Here is a 23,929-nt window from a genome sequence, read left to right on the forward strand (position 1 = left end):
TACCTTCCTCCGCTTTCCCGCGTTGATGCCTGGGGCGGTGATGCCATCGCGTATCGCTCAGGCTGCGCTCGTCGCCTGTCAGCCTCCTCGTAGAGTGTCGCATCACCATGGTGGCGCGGCATGGCTGGCATTCGGTACCAGCGAATTGAAGGAATTGCTTACGAATTAGGATGCAGCTGCGGAGGCGGGCCTTTATCGAAGGGGCTGAGTTGTAAGGCCGCCCGGGCAACCGGGAGGCCCAATCGCTATCGAAGATAGGTTTTGAGCCCATGCCTGAAGTGATGTTCGCCGGCCCTGACGGTCGTTTGGAAGGCCGCTACCACCACAGCAAGGACACGGGCGCCCCCCTGGCGCTCGTTCTTCACCCGCACCCCCTGCATGGGGGGACCATGAATAACCGCATCACCTATTCCATGTTCCAGGGCTTCCAGCGCCTTGGCTTCTCCGTGATGCGCTTCAATTTCCGCGGCGTCGGCCGCAGCCAGGGCCGCTATGACGGCGGTATTGGTGAGATCAGCGATGCCGCCGGCGCGCTGGACTGGATGCAGTCCGTGAACCCGAATTCCGGCGGTCTCTGGATTGCGGGCTATTCCTTCGGTGCCTTCGTCGGCATGCAGCTGTTGATGCGCCGCCCGGAAATCTCGGGCTGGATCAGCGTCGCCCCGCCCGCGACCCATTACGATTTCGGCTTCCTGGCCCCTTGCCCGACCGGCGGGCTGATGATCCACGGCGATGCCGATGAAATGGTGGCCGAGCCCGGCGTGCGGAAGCTGGTCGATAAGCTGAACACCCAGAAGGGCGTTTCGATCGACTATCGCGTCTATGAAGGTGCGGACCACGTGATGGCGAATTACGCCGATCGCGTCGGCACCGAAATGGAAGAATACGTCCGCCAGACCATGGCGCGTAAGCAGATGGCGCTGGCCGCCGACTGAGGCTTTTCGCCGATCAGGCTTTGCAAAACCGGATGGCGCAGGCTTGCGCCATCCGGTTTTGCATTTTCAGGAAACTCGTTTTACATAAATAACGATTTGCCGCACTGCAGCATAAACGGCAGTCAATTGAAGTGAACCAGGCTGCCGCCGCCTGCCCGCAGCTCCGCGACGCTGCTGAGGCCCATCAAAGCCAAAGTCGAGTCGAGTTCGCCCGCCAGAAGCGCGATGGCGCGCGCGACGCCCGCCTCCCCGCCGGCGGCCAATCCCCAGGCATAGGGCCGGCCGACCGAGACAGCCGAGGCACCGAGCGCCAAAGCGAGGGCGATATGCCAGCCGCGACGAAAACCGCCATCGACCAGCACATCCATCCTGCCAGCCACAGCCTCGGCAATCGCCGGCAAGGCCATGATGGTGGAGGACGCGCCGTCCAGCTGCCGGCCGCCGTGGTTGGAAACCACAATGCCGTCCGCCCCGGCGTCCAACGCGCGCCGCGCATCCTCAGGCTCCAGAATCCCTTTGATCACCAGCTTGCGCGGCCAGCGCCGGCGCAGCCAATCGACATCGGACCAGCTTAAGCCCGGGTCGATCTGCCGGGCCAGATTGCCCGCCTGTTCCATGACGCCCCGGCCGAAACCAGCGGCACGGGCATGCCCCACCTCAGGCTTGCCGTCGCGGGTCATGGCCCAGCACCAGGATGGGCGGCCGAGGATATTGCACCACTGGCCCAGCGTCGGCCGGGTGAGATTGCGGAAGCCGTTGCGGGCGTCACGCTCCCGCACTGGGGTCACGGCGGTATCGACGGTCAGGAACAGCGCTGCCGCCCCGGCGGCCTCGGCGCGGGCGATCAGTGTTTCGGTCAGCGCGCGGTCCCGCAGCACGTAAAGCTGGGAGTAGAGGGTGCTGGCCGGATTCTCCCGCGCCACTTCGTCGATCGGGCGGATGGCGAAAGCCGAGACACAGCTTGGTATCCCGGCAGCGCCAGCCGCCCGCGCCGCCGCCACTTCGCCGCGACGGCCGAACATGCCCAGAAAACCGATCGGCCCCAGCATCAGCGGCAAGGCGTGGCTGGCGCCCAGAAAGGTCGCGGAAAGATCGCGTGTCGAAACATCACGCAGCACATGCTGGCGCAGGCGCCAGCGAGCGAAATCGCTCTCATTCGCCCCCAGCGTCAGCTCGCTATGCGAACCGCCATCGATATAGTCCGAGAAAATGCGCGGCAGGCGCCGTCCCGCCATACGGCGGAGGTCGGCGATATTATGGCAGTCCTTCATGAAGCCTTCCGCCCGCCGCGCCCCAGGCGCGCAATCATCCAGGACCGAAACACGCTGATCGCCGGATCACCGAGATCTTCAGGGTGGAGCGCCAGATAATAACCGTAGCCGTCCTCGGACACCGCCTCATAGGGGGCGACCAGACGCCCGGCCGCGATATCGGCAGCGAACATATCCATATCGGCCAGCACGACGCCTTGCCCCGCCATGGCGTATTGCGCGGCCAGCGTGACGGTTTCGAAAGCCATGCCCCGCGCCGTATCGAGCGAAAACCCCTGGGCGCGGGCGAAATGCGTCCAATGCGCGCCGATCGGCTGGCCCGGCAGTTTGACATGCAGCAATTCCTGACGCGCCAGAAAATCCGGCAGCGCGAGGTCCGCCGCCTGAGCCGCCACGGCGGGCGCGCAGACCGGACTGCCGCGCACGGACCACAGCAGATCGCGCACCGTATCGCCGCCCTGCGGCCGGTCATAGACCACGGCCACATCGACCTCGGTCGGCGGCAGGCCGGTGCCGAGGCTGCTCGACACGTCGATCAGAATATCGGGGAACTCACGCCGGAAATCGCCCAGGATCGGCAGCGCCACCTGATGCAGGAAGCTCGGCGGCATATGCACGCGCAGACGGCGTTGCCGGCCTGCCTCCTCCTGCAGGATGTCGTTCATGACCTCCTCCAGCCGGTCGAAGGACTTGCGCACCACGGGCAGAAGTGCCGCGCCGGCCGGGGTTAGCGCAAGACCCGAGGGACGGCGTTCCAACAACGGCCGGCCGAGCAGGTCTTCCAGCGACGCGACATGGCGACTGAGCGCAGACTGCGAGACATGCAGAAGCTGCGCGCCACCCGTAAAACTCAGTTGACGGCCGACCGCTTCGAACGCCCTGAGGGCGTTCAACGGCAGCCAGCGCCGATCAATCACCGCCATTGCTTACGACCCACCACCCCATATCGCACCAGCCGGCACGCTCCGATATTGTCTAGGCATTTGCCTAGCGATCGTGCAAGGGAGCTTAGCAGCCTTGGGAGCCTCCTCCTTTTTGCCAGATCATTGAGCAAAAATTCATCTGGCATCATCCTTGCTGTCCCTTGCTTTCGACATCGGCCAAAGGCCGGCCCTGATCGCCATCTTTTTCGACTTTTTCGCGTCTTGCCAGGAGCACGAGCCACACGAATTGACAACGGCGGGTTTTCCGGCCGTGATCCTATTCCAGCAGCGCATAGGCGCTCAGCGTGAATTACCTAACACCGAAGTTCTTCCGCTTTCCCGCCGTTTTTGACCGGGCCTTACCAAGAGGGTGCAATGTCCAAGAGCGATAAGCTGATCTCTGCCGTCCGCCGAAACCTTTCAGAGGTCGAAAACGATCTCATGGACAACGCCCTCGCGGGCCAGGTCGATCGTCGCGGCTTCCTCAGGCATGGCACGCGGCTCGGCCTGTCGCTGCCGCTGCTCGGCGCGCTGGGTGGCGCCATGGGCATGGCCAGCACGCGCCCGGCGCGCGCGGCCGGCACGCCCGGCGGCACGCTGCGCATCGCGATGACGGTACCGTCCGGCGCCATCGACCCCGTGACCATCGCCGATGACGGCGGTCTGACCCTGCTGATCCAGACGGCGGACTTCCTCTGCGCGCTCAACCCGGATTCCACGCTGCGCCCAGTGCTGGCCACCAGTTGGTCGCCCAATCAGGACGGTTCCGTCTGGACCTTCAAACTCCGCCAGGGCGTGAAGTTCACGAACGGCGAGCCGATGAATGCGGATGCCGTGGTGAACAGCGTAGAGAGACTGGTCAACCCGAAGAACGCATCCAACGCGCTGTCGGCCTTCAAGGGCGTTCTGTCGCCCGGCGCGTCGAAGAAGGTTGATGACTATACCGTCGCTTTCCATCTCGACGCGCCGAACGGCAATTTCCCCTATACGCTCTCCTCCGACAACTACAACATGGTCATCCTGCCCGCGAACTACAGCGGCGGTTTCGAGCAGAGCTTCGTCGGCACGGGCCCCTTCAAGATCGAGAAATATATCCCGAAGGTCGGCTGCTCCTTCGTGCGCAACGACGATTATTGGGGTCCGAAGGCGCTGCTCGATCGCGTGGAATTCACCTTCTACACGGATATGCAGCCGCAGGTTCTGGCGCTGCAAGGCGGTCAGGTCGATATGCTGGCGCAGATGCCGGTCGCGGCCGGCCGCGCCATTCTGCATGACCCGCAGTTCAAGGTCATCCGCTGCAAGTCGAGCGCGCATGAGCAGGTCCATATGCAATGCGATGCCGGCCCGTTCAAAGACAAGCGCGTGCGTCAGGCTTTGGCTTTGTCCATCAACCGCAAGGCGCTGGTGAAGGGCCTGTTCCAGGGCTATGCCGATGTCGGCAATGACAGCCCCTTCTGCCCGGCCTTCCCGTCCACCGACTCATCCGTGCCGCAGCGCGAGATCGACCTGAAGAAGGCGCGCGACCTGCTGGAACAGGCGGGCGTCGGCCATGGCTTCTCCGTCACGCTGACGACCGAACAGTTCCTGGAAATCCCCGACTACGCGGTTCTGATCGCCAGCTTCGCCAAGAAGATCGGCATCGACATCAAGCTGCATATCGAAAGCCAGGACGCCTATTACGGCAAGGCCGTGCCCGGCCAGTCCGACTGGCTGGACGTGCCGCTCGGCATTACCGATTACGGCAATCGCGGCGTGCCGAACGTCTTCCTCAACGCGCCGCTGACCAGCACCGGCACCTGGAATGCTGCCCGCTTCAAGAACCCGACCTATGACGGGCTTGTCACCGATTACGTGAAGGCGCTCGATCTGACCGGCCAGAAGGCGGTGTCCGGCAAGATCGAAACATTGCTGCTGGATGAGACGCCGATCATCTTCGGCTATTTCTACAACTTCCTGTATGCGACTTCGAAGGCCGTCTCGGGCGTCTCGCCCGTCGGTGACCGGTTGTTCCTGCAAACGGTCAGCATCAGCCAAAGCTGAAGATAGAGTTAGGAGGCGACTGCCAGCATGGGTCTTTATCGCGCGATTTTCTACCGGCTTGTCCTGGCGGTCGTCACTCTTCTGCTGCTGAGTATCATCGTCTTTGCGGGATGCCAGATCCTGCCGGGCGATGTCGGGCGCGCGATCCTCGGCCCCTTCGCCGATGCGCGCGCGGTCGCCGCGCTGAACCATCAGCTTGGCATCGACCGTCCCTTGCTCGTGCAATATTGGAGCTGGATCACCGGCATGGTGCAGGGGAATATGGGCATGTCCTATACCTATCGCGAGCCGGTCGCGCCCTTCGTCATCCAGGCGATGCTCAATTCCATGAAGCTTGCGGCAATCGCGTTCGTCCTCGTCGTGCCGCTGGGCATTCTGGGCGGCATCGTGGCGGCGCTGAAGGCGAATAGCTGGATCGACCGCACCATCGTCATCGCCGGATTATCCGCGACCGTGGTGCCGGAATTCGTCTCCGGCATCGTCTTCATCATGGTCTTCAGCATCTGGCTGCATATCTTTCCGCTGACCGGCACCGCACCGCATCATGCCGGGCCGGTGACGCAGATCTATTATCTGCTGATGCCCTCCATCCCGTTGTTCATGATCCTGTTCGGCTATATCGCGCGCATGGCCCGCGCCGGCATGATCGAAGCGCTGAACTCCGACTATACGCGCACCGCCGTGCTGAAGGGCCTCAGCCGTCGCCAGGTCATCTGGCGTCATGTCATGCGCAATGCGCTGCTGCCGACCATCACCGTCATCGCCACCCAATGCGGCTATCTGATCGGCGGTCTTGTGGTGGTGGAGACGCTGTTCAACTACCACGGCATCGGCAGCCTGATCTTCTCGGCCGCCAAGGCGAAGGATTTCCCGATGCTCGCCGCCGGCATCCTTGTCATCGGCACCGTCTATGTCAGCGTCAATCTGATCGCTGACCTTCTCTATTCCGCGCTCAACCCGCGCATCTCCTTCGGAGGCAGCCGATGAGCGCAGAGATGACCGTGGGGGCACCTGCCCCCGAACAGGCCATGGAAACGCCGAAGCGCATCTCGCGCGAACGCATCTCCATGCTGCTGCGCTCCGCGCCCTTCGTCGTTGGCATGCTGATCCTGATCTTCTGGGTGGTGATGGCGATCGTCGGACCCTGGATCGTGCCTTACGGCGCTGACGACACCAATCTGTTGAACACGCTGACGCCGCCGGCGTCTGATCATTGGTTCGGCACCGATCAGTTCGGCCGCGACGTCTTTTCCCGCGTCATCGTGGGTTCCCGCGATATCCTGATCGTGGCACCGCTCGCCACATTGCTCGGCACGCTGGTCGGCACCGTGCTCGGCCTCGTCACCGGCTATGCGCGCGGCCTGACCGACGATGTCATCAGCCGCATCGTCGAAGCTTTCCTGGCGCTGCCGCTGCTGATCCTCGCCATGCTGGTCATCACCGCGCTCGGTGCCTCCAACGCCACGGTGATCGTCGTCATCGGCCTCTCCTTCGGGCTGATCGTCGGGCGCACGGTGCGCGCGGCGGTGCTCGGCGAACGGGATTTGGACTATGTCGCCGCCGCCAATCTGCGCGGCGAGAAGCCGATCTACATCCTGTTCGTCGAAATCCTGCCCAATATCCTGCCGCCGATCCTGGTGGAGACGACGGTGCGTCTGGGCTACGCGATTTTCACCGTAGCCTCGCTGAGCTTCCTCGGCCTCGGCATTCAACCGCCCTCGCCCGACTGGGGGCTGTCGATTTCGCAGAATTACGGCCTGATCGGCGGCGGCTATTGGTGGACGGTGCTGTTCTACGCCATCGCCATCGGCAGCCTGGTCGTCGGCGTCAACCTGACAGCAGATGGTGTGCAATCGGTGATCGATGCTTGACGCTCTGACCCCCATGCAGGACGCAACCGCCGCCGCACTCGACGTGCGCGACCTCGACATCGCCTATCGGGTGCGCCGTCGCGACCGGCAGGTCATTCGTGGCCTGTCCTTCCGGATTGGCCAGGGGGAGACCTTCGGCCTGGTCGGGGAATCCGGCTGCGGCAAGTCGACCGTGGCGCTGGCCGTCGCGCGCTACCTGCCCGATAACGGCCGCGTGCGCACGGGTTCCATCCATATCGGCGGCGCCGACGCGCTATCGATGCAGGGCGAGGCGCTGCGCCAGTTCCGCACGCGCAGCATTTCCATGGTCTATCAGGACCCTGGCCGCGCGCTGAACCCCTCCATCCGCATCGGCGCGCAGATGGCCGAGGTTTTCGAGGTCGCCGGCGTGCCGGCGTCCGAGCGCATGGGCAAGGTCGAGGCTATCCTCAACCGCGTGCGCATCGTCGATGCCGGACGCGTCATGGGCCGCTATCCGCATGAGCTTTCGGGCGGCATGCTGCAGCGTGTCGTCATCGCCATGGCGCTCGCCGTCGACCCGACGCTGCTCATTCTGGATGAGCCGACAACGGCGCTGGATGCGACGGTCGAGGCCGAGGTGCTGGACCTGATCGAGACCCTGCGGGCGGAGATGGGCAGTTCCGTCCTGTTCATCGGGCATAACCTTGCCGTCATCCGCCGCATGTGCGCGCGTGTCGGCGTGCTTTACGCGGGAACGCTGGTCGAGGAAGGCCCGACGCGGGAGATTTTCAGCCAACCACGCCATCCCTACACGGTCGGGCTGCTGCGCTGCCTGCCAAGGCCGGGCCTGTCGAAACATCAGACCCGGCTGGACACCATTCCGGGCTTCCTGCCGACCAGCCTCGCCGACGTTAAGGGCTGCGTCTTCGCGCCGCGCTGCGGCTTGGCGCAGGATATCTGCCGCACCACCGAGCCGCCGCTGATCCCGGTGTCGGAAGGCCGGGTCAGCCGCTGCCATTTCCATGAACAGGCGCCCGATCTGCCGCGCACCACGCCCCCCGCGCCGCCGACGGACCGCAAAAAGGTCCCGGCCTTCCGGCCCGTGATCCGCGCCGACAATATCAGCAAGACCTTCGGTAATGCCGCGGCGCCGGTCTACGCCCTGCGCGATGTCTCGGTCGAAATCTGGCCGGGTGAAACGCTGGGACTGGTCGGCGAATCCGGCAGCGGCAAGACCACGCTCGCGAAGCTGTTGATGGGCCTGACGCCTCCGGACCCCAACGCCATCATCGAGCTGAACGGCCAGAAGCTGGCGCATCTGGCGACCGCGCGGCAGCCGGCCGAGTTGGAGGCGCTGCAAATCGTCTTCCAGAACCCGGATGCGGCGCTGAACCGCAGCCAGACCATTCGCGGCATCATCAGCCGGCCGATGAAGAAGCTCGGCGGCTATCGCGGTGCGGCGCTGGCCGACAAGCTCCGTGGGTTGATGAGCCATATCCGGCTGGCGGAGCGCTATCTGCCCATGCGGCCGCGCCAGCTCTCCGGCGGGTTGAAACAGCGCGTCGCGATCGCCCGCGCCTTCGCCGGTGACCCCCGCATCGTCGTCTGCGATGAGCCGACATCGGCGCTGGACGTTTCGGTGCAGGCCGCGATCCTCAACCTGCTTGCCGATCTGCAGGCGGAACAAGGCGTGAGCTACCTGTTCGTCAGCCACGATCTGCGGGTGGTGCGCTATATTTCGGACCGGATCGCCGTCCTGTATCTGGGCCGGCTGATGGAAATCGGCCCGGCGGAGGCCGTCTTCAACGGGCCACATCATCCTTATACCGAGAGCCTGATGGCGGCTTCGGCGGCTGAGGAAGCCAGCGGTCAGCTGCGACTGAAGGGGGAGATCCCGAGTGCCATGCGCCCACCCTCGGGCTGCGTCTTCCACACCCGCTGCCCGCGCAAGATCGGCACCATCTGCGAGACGACGGAGCCCGAACTGGTCCAGCGCGAGGGCGACCACGGCATCCGCTGCCATCTCGACCTGGATCAGATGGGACGGGCGGTGACGATCGAGGCTTGAGGTAAAGGGCGCTTTCTACAGTCTGTCAGGTTTGATCGGAAGCGCCCCCAAATCTGTCGTGCGCGGGCTCTGACCCGCGCATCTACCCGAGTTTGCAGGCACGCGATCGGCCAGGCGCCGCAGCGGGTAGACCCGCGGAACAAGTCCGCGGGCGACAAGACAACAAAAGCCGCCTTGTATCCTCATCTCCAATCCTGACCCAGGGATGTGCAGGTTTAGGCTGGCTTTCTCCGCCCCTCACTGCCCCGGTTTCGGATAATCCATCGTCTCCACCGCCATGGTCAGCGCCTGGAAGGGCTCGACCGAGACATGGCTTGAGCCGAGAAAGGGATTGTCGAGCAGCACGATGACGACAAGCACGAGGCCGATGGAGGCGCCGAGCAGCCCGACCATGGCCGCGTGCATCGACAGGCGTGCAGCCCCGAACAGACAGCTGAAGGTGATCAGGATGCCGGCGCCGATGGTGAGGTTCCACCAGACGACCGCCGGCAGATCGGATTCGGCGGCATGGAAGCGCCCGCGCCGCACATCATACAGCTTGCGCAATGTCTCCAGCATCGTGCTTTGCGCCGCCAATCCCGTCCCGTCCGCAGGCTTATAGCCGACGAGCGCGAGGTGGAAACTGTCGAGAATGCGCCAGCCTTTGAGATGCGCGGGCATCGCCGCTTCCATATGCGGCCATTCCTTCTGCACAACCGTTTCGGCGTAGTTGAACAGGTCCTGCCTTAGCTCAAGCGCCAGGCCGGGCGGCAGGCTGATGGTGTCCCGATAGAGATCATCCACCATATTCGCTTCCGTCTGCACCAGATTGCCGACATCGGCGTAACTCTCCCAGACCGCAACCGCGATGAAGGCGAGCAGCACGGCGTAGATGACACCGACGATCGCCAGCACGAAGCCCGCGAGGTCGTTATGCTGGCTGCGCAGCCCATGCGGAATGATCGCATGCGCCACAAACAGGACGCCCACCGATAGCGCCGCCGAACCGAGCACGGCGATCGCGACGGCGGCGGCCGTCGGCATCAGGCACAACCATTGCGCAAAGCCTGTCAGCATCGGCCGTCCCCTATTCAACAATCCACCCGCATCATACGGGAAACGGGATCGCCGCGTTACCTTGACCGCGAAGACCGATCCAGCCTTGATAATGCGGCACTGGAACGACAGGGAGCTCGGATGCCGACCATCATCCTGCCGCTCGCGGACGCGGATTTCTATCACACGGTGCTGCTCACCTTTTCGGCGCTGTTCGCGATCGTCAATCCCGTCGTCAATGCCATCATCTTCGGCCAGATCACCGCCGATCGCACCCATCCCGAGCGGATGAGACTGGCCCGGCGCGTCGGCCTCTATTCGCTCGCTTTGCTGCTTTTCTCGCTCTGGGTCAGCTCCTATGTGCTGAATTTCTTCGGCATATCGCTCGGCGCATTGCAGGTGGCGGGAGGATTGATCATCGCCGTCGGCGCCTGGCATTTGCTGCATACGCCGGAAAAGCGCGAGGTCGAGAAGCAAAGCCAAGTGCGGCAGGACGGCCGCACGGTTGCGGCCGAGAATGTGAACGACATCGCCTTCTTTCCGGTCAGCATTCCCTTCACCATCGGGCCAGGCACCATATCGGTCTGCATCACGCTGAGCGCCGACCGGCCCACCCACGGCTCGGTCTTGCCCTATCTTCTGGCGCTCAGCACGGCCGCTGTCGTCATGGCGATCACGATCTGGATCATCTTCAGCTTCGCCGACCGCCTGGCCCCCTTGTTCGGACGCACCGGCGCGCGCGCCATCACCCGGCTGTTCGCTCTGCTGTTGCTATGCATCGGCGTGCAGATCGTGGCGGGGGGCGTGGAGACGCTGCTGCTGCCGATCATCGCGGCCGCGAAGGGCTGAGGGACCGGGCATGCAGCTGCTTTCCGCCCTCGGCGCGTTTTCCACCCTGCCGCAAGGCCTGCTGCTGGGTTTCCCGGCGCTGTTTTCGATCACCGATCCGCTCGGCAATTCCGTCATCTTCAGCCAGATGGCGGCGGACCGCAGCCATGCCGAGCGGCGCGCCATTGCCGCGCGCGTCGGCCTCTATGCCGCACTTTTTCTGCTCGCCTCCCTGTGGGCGGGGTCGCCGGTTCTGCATTTCTTCGGTGTCAGCCTGCCGGCCCTGAAAGTCGGCGGCGGGCTGGTGGTGGCAGCCAATGGCTGGCGCCTGCTCTTTTCGGAGGAGGAGGCAGCCACCGGTCCGCCAGACGACGGCGCGGAGGAAGCGGCCGCGGCGCGACCATCGGCGGCCGATTTCGCCTTCTTCCCCATCGCGATGCCGCTGGTCGTGGGACCGGGCGCGATCTCGGTCGCCATCACCCTCGGCGCGGCCACACCGCCCGGATTGCACACGCCCTATCTGGTCGGCGTCTCGCTGGCGGCGCTGATCGTCTGCGGGATCATCGTGCTTCTGTTTCGCTCAGCCAATGTCATCGGCCGCGTGCTGGGCCCCGCCGGATCCCGCGCCGTGAAACGGCTGGTGGCACTGCTGCTGCTCTCGATCGGCGTGCAGATCATCGCCCTCGGCCTGCAGGCGATGCTGGTGCCTTTCGTGCAGAGTGCGATTCACGCGGTGCCTTGAACCGTCACGCCCAGCCCCTTGCGCCCATGCCTTGCCCCGTGGAGAAGAGGAGCCCAGACCGCAGGAGAGCCAAGACAGTGCCGTTCAAGAAAGCACGCATCGCGATCCCCTCCTTCATTGTGCTTGTCGCTGTGGCGGCCGGCGGCGCCCAGCTTTGGGCCGAGCATCAGGCCCGCGTCCGGGTGAATGAGACCTTCGCCGCCCTGCCCGCCGGAACCACCGGTCATTATGACGATCTCCACTACAACCTGTTCACGCAGACGCTGCGGATGTCCGGCCTGTCCGTCGCCCGGGCCGGCCAGCCGCAACTGGCGGTCCAAAAGGTGGTGCTGCACCATGTCTCCGGCAACGGCACGGTCGAAACCCCCTATCGCACCAGCACGGTCACCCTCGTCGGCATCGATGTCTGGCGCGGGGCCCATCACATCAAAATCGGCGATGCCTCGGCCAAAAATGTGTCGATCCTGGCGCCCGGCATCCCGGCGCCCGCCGGCACACCGCGCTGGCTGATCGCGCCGGAGAACGGCACGCCCGTCGCGGTCGGGTCGCTTCTCGCCAATACGATCAGCGACGATCAGGGCATGAGCGTCGTCGCCTTGTCGCTCACGGATTACCAAACCGGCCAGCTGCGGCAAATCAGCCTCAACCACTATACGGACAGCCATGGCAATACGATCGAGAACGCGGCGGCGACGGCCGTCGATCTCGACGGGCTCGACCGTGTCTTCAACCCGGCGCGCTATACGCCGGACGCAGAAAGCTGGACCGCGCCGCGCCCGCTTCTTGGCCATCTGGAGATTGCCAATCTCACCACCAAGGGCCGGCAACGCGACAGCCATTTTGATCATCTGACGCTCGATACCCTGACAGGTCGGCCCTTTGCCGCCGCCCCGATGCCCGAGACCGTCAAAACCCCTGCTTTCGCGCGGGATGCGGCCGCCGCCATCGGCATCGGCAATGCGACTGTCGTCAACCTCACGCTTCAGGACAGCGGCACCGCGTCGACAGCGATCATCAATCACGTCGCACTCACCGGCTATTCGGATGGGGCCGTCGGCCGCTTCGCCATCGGTCATGTCACGGTGCAGGAGAAAGGCAAGACCACCGCCAGCCTGGGCCATTTCGAGTTCAGCGGCCTGAATGCGACCGCCCTGCTGCATGCGCCGGCGGATGCCTCGCTCAGTGACCTGGTCGCCACGGCCCAGAATGGCGGGCTGAAGCTCTCCAGTCTCGCTATCGCCGGTCTCAGCGCCCCCTTGCCCAATGGCGGCACGGTGACGCTGAAGGATCTGAAGGACAGCGTCACCTACGGCACGCCCGTCCAGACAGATATGTCCCTGAACGGCCTCAGCATTCCGGCCGTGGCGACGCCTGACCTGGAGAAGCTGCTGCAGCCGCTCGGCATCGACCCGCTGGTGCTCTCCTTCTCCGAGCGCGGCAGCTACGACGAGGCGAGCGGCGATACGCATCTCGATGCGTCCAAGCTCTCCGCCGCAGGCCTCGGCAGCATCAGCTTGAGCGGCCAGTTCACCAATCTGCCCCGCAGCCTGCCGGCGAACGACGATTTCGCCGCGGCGCTCGGCCAGACGGGCATCGGTGCCTTCCGCATCAGTTTCAGCAATGAAAGCCTGGTGCAGCGGATCACCGCCATGATGGCGAAACAGGCGGGCAAAACCCCGGCCGAGATCACCGACGGCGCGCGCGCCGCAGCGGCCTTCTTCGCGGCCGCGCTGGTGCCGGGTCAGGCTGATGCCGGGGTGCAGATCGCGAACTTCCTGAGCGATCCGAAGACCCTAACCCTGACAGCGGCCCCGGCGGCGCCAGTGGCGGTCGGGTCCTTCACCGGAGCCGACCTTCATGCCGCGCAGGCGGCGCTGAATTTGCACCTGTCGGCGAATTAGAGTCCGTCTGGTCTAGTTGGAAACGACCCAAATCTGTCGCCCGCGGCCTCGTGCCGCGGGTCTACCCGTTCCGGCGCCCAGACGCCGATGTGGCGCGGCGGAGGGTAGGTCCGCGCAACAAGTGCGCGGATGACAGGAGAGAAGAGCGGTTGCCGAAAGCCTCAGCCCTCGGCCTCGTCCTCGAAACTATGGACGATCTTGGCCAGGAAGCGACGGAACAGAGCGACTTCATGCGGCGAGAGAGTAGAAAGCGCCGCCTGCTCGATGCTCTCGATATCCAAGGTCACGCCCTGCAGCGCCGCCTCGCCTTCTTCCGTCAGCGTGATGGGGCCGCCCTTCGGCGCGTCCAGATAGCCGCGCTCGGCCAGGTCTTCGACCAGAACCAGAATCGTGGTGTCGAGGCCGGGGCCTGCCATCTCCTCCAGCTCTTCGACGTTCAGCACGCTGTCGGAAACGCTGCGCAGAACCTCGAACTCAGGCAAGGAAATCTCGGCCTCGCTCAGCTCGTCCTCGATCTGGCGGATAAGCCCGTCTTCGGCACGCACCAGCAATTCCGATAGCAGCGCTTCCTCGGCCGGCGCCTGACCCGGCACGGCGGGGTCATTCCGCACGAACATGCCGTAGCGGCCGCCATGGAAGGCGAGCGGCGCATGATCGTCATGGTCGAAATCGCTGACCTCACCGACGATAATATAGTGGTCGCCGGCTTCGTGCCGGAACGCCGTGCGGCACTGGAAGCGCGCCGCACAGCCCTTCAGCATCGGCACATCACCCTGGCCACGCTCGACCTCGATACCCGCGAACTTGTCGGTGCCCGATTTCGCGAAACGGCCCGAAAGCGCCTCCTGATCAGTCGCCAGGATATGCACGACGAAGTTTTCCGCCTGCATGAAGGCAGCGAGGCTGGAGGAGTTCTTGCCGATGCTCCACAGGATCATCGGCGGATCGAGCGAGACCGAGTTGAAGCTATTGGCGGTGACGCCGACATCCGCGCCATCCGCCGCGCGGGCGGTGATGACGGTGACGCCGGTCGCGAAGGAACCCAGCGCATTGCGGAACATGCGGGCGCTGTCGACGGGGGCTGTCTTGGACATCAGGCGCGCACCGCTGAACCGGAGGACGTGGAGCCGGACGCGTCGGCCACGCCAAGCGCCGTCAGTGCCGTCGCGACGATATCCTTGGCCGTCAAACCAGCCTCGATCGACTGAGCGGCCGGCGTGTTGTGGTCAATCAACCGGTCAGGAATCACCATGGGACGCACCTTCACTCCACGATCCAACAGGCCGGAAACGGCCATGTAGTGCAGCACGGCCGAGCCAAAGCCGCCAGAGACATTGTCCTCGATCGTGATGACAACTTCATGGTTTCGCGCCAGTTGGGTGATGAGATCGGTATCCAGCGGCTTCATGAAGCGCGCATCGGCGACCGTGGTGCTGAAGCCGCGGGCGGCCAGCTCGTCCGCCGCCTTCATCGCCTCATACAGGCGCGGGCCGAGGGCGAGGACCGCGATCTTGCTGCCTTCGCGCATCACGCGGCCACGGCCGAGTTCCAAAACCTTGCCGCGCGCGGGCAGATCCAGCCCGAAACCGTCGCCGCGCGGGTAGCGGAAGGCGCTGGGACGGTCGTCGATGGCGGCAGCCGTCGCCACCACATCCATCAGCTCCAGCTCGTCGGAGGGCGCCATCACCACCATGCCGGGCAGACAGCCCATGAAGCAAAGGTCATAGACACCGGCATGGGTGTGGCCGTCGGCGCCGACCATGCCGGCACGATCCATGGCGAAGCGCACGGGCAGGCTTTGGATCGCCACGTCATGCACGACCTGATCGTAACCGCGCTGCAGGAAGGTGGAATAGATGGCAACGAAGGGTTTGATGCCTTCGGTCGCCATGCCGGCGGCGAAAGTCACCGCATGCTGCTCGGCAATGCCGACGTCGAAGGTGCGGTCAGGGAACCTTTTGCCGAAGCTGTCCAGACCGGTGCCCGTCGGCATCGCCGCCGTGACCGCGACGATGCGCGGATCGGCTTCGGCTTCGGCTATCAGCGCCTTGGCGAAGACCTTGGTATAGCTCGGCGGACCCGGCGGTGCCTTGCCCTGCTCGCCGGTGACGACGTTGAAACGCGTCACACCGTGATACTTGTCGGGGCTCTGCTCGGCCGGGGCATAGCCCTTGCCCTTCTGCGTCACGACATGCAGCAGGACCGGGCCGCCTTCCTCATGGTCGCGCAGATTGCGCAGCACGGGCAGAAGATGGTCCATGTTATGGCCGTCGATAGGGCCGACGTAATAGAAGCCCAGTTCCTCGAACAGCGTGCCGCCGGTCAGAATCCCACGGGCATATTCCTCGGCGCGCTTGGCCGTGCGCTCGATCGAGCGCGGGAAACGCTTCGCCATCTTGGCGGCCAGATCGCGCAGGTTGAGGAAGGAGCGCGAGGAGATCAGCCGCGACAGATAGGCGCTCATGGCACCCACGGGCGGCGCAATCGACATGTCATTGTCGTTGAGGATGACGATCAGCCGGCTCTTCATCGAGCCGGCATTGTTCATCGCCTCATAGGCCATGCCCGCGCTCATCGAGCCGTCCCCGATCACGCAGATGATCTGCTTGTCGGGATCATCGCCCTTCAGGTCGCGCGCCACCGCCATGCCGAGACCGGCGGAGATGGAGGTGGAGGAATGGGCAGCGCCGAAAGGGTCGTATTCGCTTTCGCTGCGGCGCGTGAAGCCGGACAGGCCGCCCGGCTGGCGCAGCGTGCGAATACGGTCGCGCCGGCCGGTCAGCGTCTTATGCGGATAGGCCTGATGGCCGACATCCCAGATCAGCCGGTCATTGGGCGTATCGAAAACGGCATGGATCGCGACCGTGAGTTCGATCACACCCAGCGCCGAGCCAAGATGGCCGCCGGTGACCGAGACGGTGTCGACGACCTCGGCCCGAAGTTCCTCCGCGACCTGCGCCAACTGCTCGGCCGAGAAATTGCGCAGATCGGCCGGATAAGTCACGCGGTCGAGTAAGGGGGTATGCGGGGGCATGGGCAATCAGCTCCGTCTCGAAACCACGAAATCGGTAAGCGCGACCAGATTGGCGGCTTTCTCTCCAAAACTGGAGAGATAGTTCGCCGCCTGTTCGGCCAGCATCGACGCATGCGCGCGGGCCTGTTCCAGCCCCATGATCGAAACCATGGTGGCCTTGCCCGCGGCCTCGTCCTTGCCGGCGGTCTTGCCGATTTCTTCAGCCGTGCCTTCGGTATCCAGGATATCGTCGGCAATCTGGAAAGCGGCCCCGAGGTCGCGGCCGAAAGCCGCGATCAGATGCCGCTGGTGGGAAGGCGCGCGACCTAGAATGGCGCCGGCCTCGGCGCTATACTGGATCAGCCGCCCGGTCTTGAGCGCCTGCAGGCGCGTGACCTCGGCGCCGGACAGGTCCTGGCCTTCCGACAGCATATCGATCATCTGGCCGCCGACCATGCCGCGCGCGCCGGAAGCGGCGCCAAGGGCGGCCACCAGCTCGCAACGCGCCTGCGAATCGGAATGCGTGTCGACATCGACCAGCACTTCGAAGGCGCGGGTCAGCAGCGCATCACCGGCCAGAATAGCCGTCGCCTCGTCGAAAGCCTTGTGACAGGAGGGCTGGCCACGGCGCAGGTCGTCATCATCCATCGCCGGCAGATCGTCATGCACCAGGGAATAGGCGTGCAGCATCTCGACCGAGGCAGCCACGCGCGCGGCGCAGGCTGGCGCCACCGAGAACAGGCTCGCCACTTCCATGACCAGAAAGCCGCGCAGCCGCTTGCCGCCGCCGAGCACGGCGTAGCGCATAGCCTCGATCAGGCGCTTCTCCGGCCCTTCGGGCAGCGGCAGCAGAACGTCCAGCGCCCGCTCGACCTCCTGCGCCCGCTTCTTCATGACCTCGGCGAGCTTTGTCGCCTGCTCGCTTCCGACTACCTGCATCCGCGTTCCATTTTGTTCAAAATCATTCATTCGACGGGCCGGGTGGTCAGCGCGCCATCAGCCCGTTCGACAATCGCCTGGATTCGCGTCTCGGCCTCGGCCAGCTTCGCTTCGCAATGGCGGCGCAGCTGGCTGCCACGCTCGAAAGCGGTGATCGCCTCTTCCAGTTTCTGCTGTCCGCTTTCCAGGCCACGGACGATTTTTTCGAGCTCGGCCAAGGCCTCCTCGAAGGACAGATGAGACACATCGCTGACAGCGCCTGAAGCAGCGGACAGCGTAGAATCGGAAGCGGACGAAGCGGACATCAGGAAATCCACTCGCGCGAACAGAGCCGGGAATGCAACATGACCATTCTCGTAATCCTTTTGCACCGAGAGCGCCAACCCCTCCTGACCGGCCGGCCGCCGGCGCAGCAGGCAACCAGGGATGTGACTAAAACAAGGCAGTGCCTGACGCACGCCTCCCCTGTTACGGAAAAGGTCGCGAAACGCTGACGCTTTGGTCTATGACGCGCTTCTTTTGCTGGTGGATCCCCGAAACCAATATGCCCTTTCCGACCCCCCACGCCGCTCTGGCGCAGGCCCTAGAGGCTCGCGGCTATTCCGAACCGACCTCTGTCCAGGCCGCTATTCTGGCAGCTGAACCCGGCCGGGACCTGCTTGTCTCCGCCCAGACCGGTTCTGGCAAGACGGTCGCCTATGGCCTTGCCTTCGCCGAGACGCTGTTCGCCGGTGCCGAGCATCTGCCCCAGGCCGGCGCGCCGCTGGCCCTGATCATCGCGCCGACCCGCGAATTGGCCCAGCAGGTTCACGCTGAGCTGACCTGGCTTTATGCCGAGGCCCGCGCCCGCATCGTGTCCTGCGTCGGTGGCATGGATGCCCGCACCGAGGCCCGTGCGCTCGCGCGCGGTGCCCATATCGTGGTCGGCACCCCCGGCCGCCTGAAGGACCATCTGGAGCGCCGTCAGCTCGATTCCTCACAACTGCGTGTGGTCGTGCTGGACGAAGCGGATGAGATGCTCGATCTCGGCTTCCGCGAGGAGCTGGAATTCATCCTCGACGCGGCCCCGGCCGAGCGTCGCACCCTGCTGTTCTCGGCGACCATCGCGCGTGAAATCGCGAATATGGCGCGCCGCTTCCAGAAGGACGCGCTGCGCATCGACACCGTCGACCGCAGCCAGCCGCATGCCGATATCGAATACCGCGCCATGAAGATCGACCCGAGCCTGGTCGAAGCGGCGACGGTGAACACGCTGCGCCTGATCGACAGCCCGGCCATCATCTTCTGCGCCCGTCGCGACGGCGTGCGCACCATGACGGATGCGCTGAACGCACGCGGCTTCAATGCCGTGGCGCTGTCCGGCGAATTGTCGCAGCAGGAGCGTAACAACGCGCTGCAGGCCGTGCGTGACGGCCGCGCCCGCGTCTGCGTCGCGACCGATGTCGCGGCCCGCGGCCTCGACCTGCCGGAACTCGGCCTCGTCATCCACGCCGATCTGCCGACGAATAAGGAAACGCTCCTTCACCGTTCCGGCCGCACCGGCCGTGCGGGTCGCAAGGGCATCTGCGTGCTGATGGTGGCGCATTCGCGTCGCCGCCGGGCCGAGATGCTGATCAACACCGCCGGCATCACGGCGCGGTGGAGCACGGCGCCCTCGGCCGCGGAAATTCGCGAGCAGGACCAGCAGCGCCTTCTGAACGACGCCATCATCTCCGAGCCGACGGCCGAGGATGACGCGGCTTTGGCCTATCAGATGGCCGAGCGTTACGGCGCCGAAGCCATGGCTGCTGCCTTCATTCGTGTGCGCCGCCAGTCCCTGCCGGCGCCGGCCGATATCGAAGGCGCGCGTCCCGGCTTCGAGGAGGCCCGTCCCGGCTTCCGCGAGCGCGACCGCGAAAAGGCGCCGCGCGACTACAGCGAACGCCGCGAACGCAATTTCGACCGCGCCCCCGATCAGGGTGGCGAAGGTCCGCGCGCGAATTTCTATGAGAATGCCGGCGAGCCGATGGTGTGGTTCCGCACCAGCGTTGGCCGCAGCAAAAAGGCCGATCCGAAGTGGCTGCTGCCGCTGATCTGCCGCCTCGGCACTGTCACCAAAAAAGATGTCGGCGCGATCCGCATCACCGATCATGAGACGCGGTTCCAGATCAGCGCGGCGGCCTCCGAAGCCTTCATGGCCTCGGTCGGCGAAGCCGGCGACAACGAAATCCGTATCGAGCATGCCGACGGCCCGCCGGCGGCGGAAAGCCCCCGCCCGCGCGGTGACTTCAACCGCAGCAGCCGTCCGCCGCGCCGCGATGGCGATCGCCCCAGCGGCGACCGTCCGGATTACGCCGCCCGCAAGCCCAGCTTCGGCAAGGGCCCGGGTGCTGGTGGCGGCTATAACCGCTCTGTCCGCACCCGCGCCAAGGGCTGAGGAACGTCCAAGCAATGATCGAGGCTGGGCTTCAACGCGAAGCCCAGCACTCGACATAGCCGATGTTCACGTTATGTTTGATTCCACGCCTTGAATGGAATAGCATGCGGAGCGTGATGTCGATGCTGCGGTGACGCTGGCCCGACAAGACGCAGCAGAGAAGGAATGGGGATCATGAGGGAAACCTCTGGCTATACGCCCGTCTTCCAGATGCCGAAGCCGCCGCCGCGCTGAGTTCAGCTATTCGGCAGGCGGCGCTTCGCGCGCGGTAACAGCACCTTCGGTTCGTAGTCGATCGTCTCCGCTAGAAGCCAATGAGCATGCTCCAACCGCCGCCCTTCTTCATCCGGCGATTGCGGCGTTGGTTTAGAGTCATCCTTCAGGGATTGGATATAGACCCCGTAGATCCGAAGCGTCTCGCGCAGCGGACCTTCAAGCACGCCAAAGACATCATCCATGGCGATATAGTCTTTGCGCGCCAGAAACCCTAAATTTTCGAGCCTGAGAAGAAATTGCCGCAAGGCAAGCATCGACGGATAGTTTGCAGGCCATGACCTGATAATATGGTTGACGTAGGTGCCGATGGAATCGGGCTCATCCTGCTTCGGCACTCCGCCGAAATAGACGATGTAGCGCTCGGTCAATTCCAGGGTCAGCGTTTCGATGGCCTGAAAGTCAGCAACCATTCCCTCAAAAAGCCCGATATAGGTTTCGCCTTTTGAGCTTTTTTCCGCTGATTTTCGTTGCTCCTCCACCGATCTGAGCTGGTTCCAGGCGATGAGAAGCGCGATCACCGTGATGATCGGCATCAGGATGTTAGCGACGTCATAGACAATATCGAGATCGAATTTCTCGTCCGCGCTATTGCCCGTCAAAGTCCAGGCAATAAGTCTGAACGCGTCCATGACGAGCGCGACGATGACAATGGCAAAGATGAGGAACGACAGGGCCAGACAAACGCCCCAGATTTTTTCGCTCCATCGTGGATCTCTCCACGCGGTTTTAACCGCATCCCACACCATCGCGGGCTCTATGACTTGAGACGATGTGACAACGGGCGCACCCCAAATCCGCCTGTGTTGTTGCACTTATGAGTAGATTTTTAAAGCGCGGTCTTGCTCGCATTTTCACATAAAAAACGCGCCGGGGATTTCTCCCCGGCGCGTTTTTGTGGGAGCGGCTGGCGCTTATTTGTCGATGAAGGACGGGTCGATGACGTCCGGATAGGTGATCGGCATTTTGATCGTGGAGAGCTTGCCCCAGATCTGCAGGCCGAGCTTCATGACGTCCTGAGCCTGGCCCGGCGCCGCGAGCGTGCCGAAATAGCTCTTGTTCATGGCAGCGGTGTAGAAGTTCACGCCACCGGCGGCGGAGGCGAAATCAGCCGGCTTGGACAGATAGCCGCCGACGCTCTTCGCCATATCGGCATAGGCCTCGTCCGGATGGGCCTTGGTGTAATCCACGGCTTCCAGAATGCCGTCGACCAGCGCCTGCACATCCTGCGGGTCGTTCTTGATGGTGTCGCACCGCAGCACCAGCACGTCGAGGATAACGCCCGGCGTGGCAGCCGAGCTGATCAGCACCTTGCCCTTGTTGTGTTCCTTGACGAAGGACAGGTTCGGCTCCCAGGTCACGGCGGCGGGGATGCGGCCCGCGATGAAGGCGGCGGCCGCGTCATCGGCCGTCATGTTCACGACCTTGAAGTCGCTCTGCGTCATGCCCTGCTTGCTGAGCAGATAATTGAACCAGAACTGGCTGGTGGAGCCTTCGTTCATGGCAATCGTCTTGCCCTTGAGGTCGGCGATACTGTTGACGCTGTCACCCGTCACCATGCCGTCGGCGCCATGGCTGTCATCCAGCGCCATCACCGTCTTGAAGCAGAATTCCGGCGAGCGATATTTCAGGATCTCGTCCAGCGTCACCGCCGTGCCCTGAATCTGTCCCGCCGCCATGGCACCCATGGAAAGCGAGCTGTCGCTCACGATCGTCAGCTTCGCGTCCAGCCCGCGCTTCTTGAAGAAGCCCATGTCGCGCGCCAGGAAGATCGGGCCGTAGCCGACCCAGACGGTCATGGAGAGCTGCAACTTGCCGGCTTCGGCGGGCTTCGCGACGCCGACGGTAGCCGCCGCCGCCAGCACCAGGCCCATGGCCGCACCCGCGTAACGGCGCCAGTTCGGGATCTTCATCGAAGTCGTCTCCTTGATTGCTTGGTCAAAAGGGTTGCGGCGGGAAGGCTCGCGGACAGCATGATGACGGATCAATGATCCTCGTCGATCTCGTCATGCAGCAGACCGAGAATTTGGCGTTTGATGGCGATGAAGTCAGGGTCAAGCATCATGTCCAGCGAACGCGGACGCGGAATGTCGATCTTGACCGTCGCCTTCATGCGGCCGGGACGTGCCGTCATGACATGCACGCGGTCGCCGAGGATGATGGCCTCGTCGATATCATGCGTCACGAAGAGCACGGTCTTATGGCTGTGATCCCAGACACGCAGCAGCAGCTTCTGCATGGTGGCGCGCGTCTGACTGTCGAGCGCGCCGAAAGGCTCATCCATCAGCAGGACCTTGGGGTCGTTCGCCAGCGCGCGGGCAATGGCCACGCGCTGCTTCATGCCGCCCGACAGCTGCTTCGGGTAATGGTTGCCGAACTGCGCCAGTCCCACTTCATTGAGATAATAGCTGACGATCTCGCGCCGCTCGGCCGCCGGCATGCGCCGCCGCTTGAGGCCGAATTCGATATTCTCGGCGACCGTCAGCCAGGGAAACAGCGTGTAGGCCTGGAAGACCATGCCACGATCGCGGCCCGGACCATCCACTTCCTCGCCACCGACGATAATCTCCCCACCCGTCGATTCCAAAAGCCCGGCGGCCAGATAGAGCAGGCTGGACTTGCCGCAGCCGGAGGGGCCGACGATGACGGCGAATTCCTTCTCCCGCACGTCCAGCGACACGCGGTCCAGCGCGAGGACGGAACTGGTGCCGCTATTGTAGCGCAGCTCGACCGAACGCGCCTCCAGAAGCGGGGCGCCGGCGATCTCCGTGACGGGCTTGTTCATGACCGCGCTCATGCTGCCCACCCTGCCGTCTTGGCCCGCAGAAGCCGGAAGAAACTATCGGTGATCAGGCCCAGGATGCCGATGATGCCGATGGCCAGGAAAATCTTGTCCACCTGAAAGCCGCGCATCGCCTGCATGCTCATATAGCCAAGACCGCTATCGGCCGCGACGAGTTCCGCGACCACGAGATAGGTCCAGGCCCAGCCCATGGTGATGCGCAGCGTATCGATGATGCCGGGCTTGGCCGCCGGCAGAATGACATGCGTCAGCACGTCGCGCCGGGAGGAGCCCAGTGTATAGGACGCGTTGAGCATATCCTCCGGCACCGCGCGCACACCGTCCATGATCATGACCAGCTGCTGGAAGAAGGTGCCGAAGATGATGATGGCGACGCGCTGCGACAGGCCGAGGCCAATCCACAGAATGAACAGCGGCACGAAGGCCGTGACCGGCAGGTAGCGAATGAAATTGACCAGCGGCTCCAGCGCCGCCTGAACGATGCGGAAGGTGCCCATCAGCAGGCCGAGCGGCACGGCGACGACGGAGGAGATGATGAAGCCGAGCAGGATGACCTCGATCGAGGACCACATATTCGGCCAGATCGTCCCGTCCGACACCATCGAAATGCCGCGCTCGATCACGGCTGAGGGTGACGGCAGGAAAATGTCCGGCATGACGCCGCCATAGGTCAGCAGCGACCAGACGCCGAGGACGATGGCCCAGACGACCAGGCCGGCAATTAGCGCGGCGCGGGCCGAGATGGGCGCGCGTGGTGTCAGCGCACGATCGACGAAGCCACGGCGGCGCTTCGGCCGCGACGGTGTCACGCTGGCCGCGCCAGGGAGGGAGGCAGCGCCCGAACCGCCATCGGCGGGCGCGAAGGTTTTATCGAATCTCATGAACCATCCCACGCAAGAACCGTTCCAAC

At 64.2% G+C, this 23,929-nt stretch carries 20 protein-coding genes; 9 read left to right on the top strand and 11 right to left on the bottom strand.

Going from position 1 to position 23,929, the window contains the following annotated elements:
• Nucleotides 1–269 precede the first annotated feature (269 nt).
• Nucleotides 270–935: an alpha/beta hydrolase gene (locus ACELLULO517_RS08285; protein WP_227306824.1), complete on the top strand. Its 666-nt coding sequence runs from the start codon at nucleotides 270–272 to the stop codon at nucleotides 933–935.
• A 122-nt stretch (nucleotides 936–1,057) separates the two neighbouring features.
• On the opposite strand, the gene ACELLULO517_RS08290 is transcribed toward ACELLULO517_RS08285, so the two are convergent.
• The gene (locus ACELLULO517_RS08290) at nucleotides 1,058–2,206 is read right to left on the bottom strand and encodes an alpha-hydroxy acid oxidase (protein WP_227306825.1); all 1,149 of its coding nucleotides are present in this window, start codon (nucleotides 2,204–2,206) and stop codon (nucleotides 1,058–1,060) included.
• Nucleotides 2,203–3,129, bottom strand: a complete 927-nt coding sequence (locus tag ACELLULO517_RS08295; RefSeq protein WP_227306826.1) for a LysR substrate-binding domain-containing protein — start codon at nucleotides 3,127–3,129, stop codon at nucleotides 2,203–2,205. The genes ACELLULO517_RS08290 and ACELLULO517_RS08295 overlap by 4 nt, the downstream gene beginning before the upstream one ends.
• A 375-nt stretch (nucleotides 3,130–3,504) precedes the next feature.
• Here ACELLULO517_RS08295 and ACELLULO517_RS08300 point away from each other — a divergent pair, with 375 nt between their 5' ends.
• From ACELLULO517_RS08300 to ACELLULO517_RS08315, 4 genes are read left to right on the top strand one after another with little or no spacing between them, the layout of a single operon-like run.
• Complete coding sequence (locus ACELLULO517_RS08300) at nucleotides 3,505–5,169, top strand: ABC transporter substrate-binding protein (protein WP_227306827.1); 1,665 nt, start codon at nucleotides 3,505–3,507, stop codon at nucleotides 5,167–5,169.
• 27 nt (nucleotides 5,170–5,196) lie between these two features.
• The gene (locus ACELLULO517_RS08305; protein WP_227306828.1) at nucleotides 5,197–6,156 is read left to right on the top strand and encodes an ABC transporter permease; all 960 of its coding nucleotides are present in this window, start codon (nucleotides 5,197–5,199) and stop codon (nucleotides 6,154–6,156) included.
• Nucleotides 6,153–7,040, top strand: a complete 888-nt coding sequence (locus ACELLULO517_RS08310) for an ABC transporter permease (protein ID WP_227306829.1) — start codon at nucleotides 6,153–6,155, stop codon at nucleotides 7,038–7,040. Before ACELLULO517_RS08305 ends, ACELLULO517_RS08310 begins: the two co-directional genes overlap by 4 nt.
• Nucleotides 7,033–9,069: an ABC transporter ATP-binding protein gene (locus tag ACELLULO517_RS08315; protein WP_227306830.1), complete on the top strand. Its 2,037-nt coding sequence runs from the start codon at nucleotides 7,033–7,035 to the stop codon at nucleotides 9,067–9,069. The genes ACELLULO517_RS08310 and ACELLULO517_RS08315 overlap by 8 nt, the downstream gene beginning before the upstream one ends.
• Nucleotides 9,070–9,306: 237 nt before the next feature.
• Here ACELLULO517_RS08315 and ACELLULO517_RS08320 read toward each other — a convergent pair whose 3' ends face one another.
• Complete coding sequence (locus ACELLULO517_RS08320) at nucleotides 9,307–10,125, bottom strand: bestrophin-like domain (RefSeq protein WP_227306831.1); 819 nt, start codon at nucleotides 10,123–10,125, stop codon at nucleotides 9,307–9,309.
• A 120-nt stretch (nucleotides 10,126–10,245) separates the two neighbouring features.
• On the opposite strand from ACELLULO517_RS08320, the gene ACELLULO517_RS08325 reads away from it, so the two are divergent.
• The 3 genes from ACELLULO517_RS08325 (at nucleotide 10,246) to ACELLULO517_RS08335 (ending at nucleotide 13,575) form a co-directional block, all read left to right on the top strand.
• Nucleotides 10,246–10,953 (top strand): MarC family protein, encoded by a 708-nt coding sequence (locus tag ACELLULO517_RS08325; RefSeq protein WP_227306832.1) that lies wholly within the window; start codon nucleotides 10,246–10,248, stop codon nucleotides 10,951–10,953.
• 10 nt (nucleotides 10,954–10,963) lie between these two features.
• Nucleotides 10,964–11,674 carry a MarC family protein gene (locus ACELLULO517_RS08330; RefSeq protein WP_227306833.1) on the top strand — a complete coding sequence of 237 codons (711 nt, stop codon included), beginning with the start codon at nucleotides 10,964–10,966 and terminating at the stop codon, nucleotides 11,672–11,674.
• A 77-nt stretch (nucleotides 11,675–11,751) separates the two neighbouring features.
• Complete coding sequence (locus ACELLULO517_RS08335) at nucleotides 11,752–13,575, top strand: hypothetical protein (protein WP_227306834.1); 1,824 nt, start codon at nucleotides 11,752–11,754, stop codon at nucleotides 13,573–13,575.
• Nucleotides 13,576–13,736: 161 nt separating this feature from the next.
• On the opposite strand, the gene ACELLULO517_RS08340 is transcribed toward ACELLULO517_RS08335, so the two are convergent.
• Genes ACELLULO517_RS08340 through ACELLULO517_RS08355 form a run of 4 tightly spaced genes read right to left on the bottom strand, consistent with a single transcriptional unit; the run spans nucleotide 13,737 to nucleotide 17,832 of the window.
• Nucleotides 13,737–14,669: a flavin reductase gene (locus ACELLULO517_RS08340; protein ID WP_227306835.1), complete on the bottom strand. Its 933-nt coding sequence runs from the start codon at nucleotides 14,667–14,669 to the stop codon at nucleotides 13,737–13,739.
• On the bottom strand, nucleotides 14,669–16,609 hold the full coding sequence (gene dxs, locus ACELLULO517_RS08345) for a 1-deoxy-D-xylulose-5-phosphate synthase (RefSeq protein ID WP_227306836.1): 1,941 nt from the start codon (nucleotides 16,607–16,609) through the stop codon (nucleotides 14,669–14,671). Before dxs ends, ACELLULO517_RS08340 begins: the two co-directional genes overlap by 1 nt.
• A 6-nt stretch (nucleotides 16,610–16,615) precedes the next feature.
• The gene (locus ACELLULO517_RS08350; RefSeq protein WP_319796418.1) at nucleotides 16,616–17,527 is read right to left on the bottom strand and encodes a polyprenyl synthetase family protein; all 912 of its coding nucleotides are present in this window, start codon (nucleotides 17,525–17,527) and stop codon (nucleotides 16,616–16,618) included.
• 26 nt (nucleotides 17,528–17,553) lie between these two features.
• Nucleotides 17,554–17,832: an exodeoxyribonuclease VII small subunit gene (locus tag ACELLULO517_RS08355; protein ID WP_227306933.1), complete on the bottom strand. Its 279-nt coding sequence runs from the start codon at nucleotides 17,830–17,832 to the stop codon at nucleotides 17,554–17,556.
• A 239-nt stretch (nucleotides 17,833–18,071) separates the two neighbouring features.
• Here ACELLULO517_RS08355 and ACELLULO517_RS08360 point away from each other — a divergent pair, with 239 nt between their 5' ends.
• Nucleotides 18,072–19,943 carry a DEAD/DEAH box helicase gene (locus ACELLULO517_RS08360; RefSeq protein WP_227306837.1) on the top strand — a complete coding sequence of 624 codons (1,872 nt, stop codon included), beginning with the start codon at nucleotides 18,072–18,074 and terminating at the stop codon, nucleotides 19,941–19,943.
• A 236-nt stretch (nucleotides 19,944–20,179) separates the two neighbouring features.
• On the opposite strand, the gene ACELLULO517_RS08365 is transcribed toward ACELLULO517_RS08360, so the two are convergent.
• The 4 genes from ACELLULO517_RS08365 to ACELLULO517_RS08380 all read right to left on the bottom strand — a co-directional run bounded on the left by ACELLULO517_RS08365 (nucleotide 20,180) and on the right by ACELLULO517_RS08380 (nucleotide 23,900).
• Complete coding sequence (locus ACELLULO517_RS08365) at nucleotides 20,180–20,965, bottom strand: hypothetical protein (protein WP_227306838.1); 786 nt, start codon at nucleotides 20,963–20,965, stop codon at nucleotides 20,180–20,182.
• Nucleotides 20,966–21,130: 165 nt separating this feature from the next.
• The gene (locus tag ACELLULO517_RS08370) at nucleotides 21,131–22,129 is read right to left on the bottom strand and encodes an ABC transporter substrate-binding protein (RefSeq protein WP_227306839.1); all 999 of its coding nucleotides are present in this window, start codon (nucleotides 22,127–22,129) and stop codon (nucleotides 21,131–21,133) included.
• Nucleotides 22,130–22,200: 71 nt separating this feature from the next.
• Nucleotides 22,201–23,013, bottom strand: a complete 813-nt coding sequence (locus ACELLULO517_RS08375; RefSeq protein ID WP_227306840.1) for an ABC transporter ATP-binding protein — start codon at nucleotides 23,011–23,013, stop codon at nucleotides 22,201–22,203.
• A complete protein-coding gene (locus ACELLULO517_RS08380; RefSeq protein WP_227306841.1) occupies nucleotides 23,010–23,900 on the bottom strand; it encodes an ABC transporter permease in 891 nt (296 codons plus the stop codon). The genes ACELLULO517_RS08375 and ACELLULO517_RS08380 overlap by 4 nt, the downstream gene beginning before the upstream one ends.
• Between the last annotated feature and the right edge of the window lie 29 nt (nucleotides 23,901–23,929).

The sequence above is a fragment of the Acidisoma cellulosilyticum genome, assembly GCF_020621385.1.
Classification (GTDB): Bacteria; Pseudomonadota; Alphaproteobacteria; order Acetobacterales; family Acetobacteraceae; genus Acidisoma; species Acidisoma cellulosilyticum.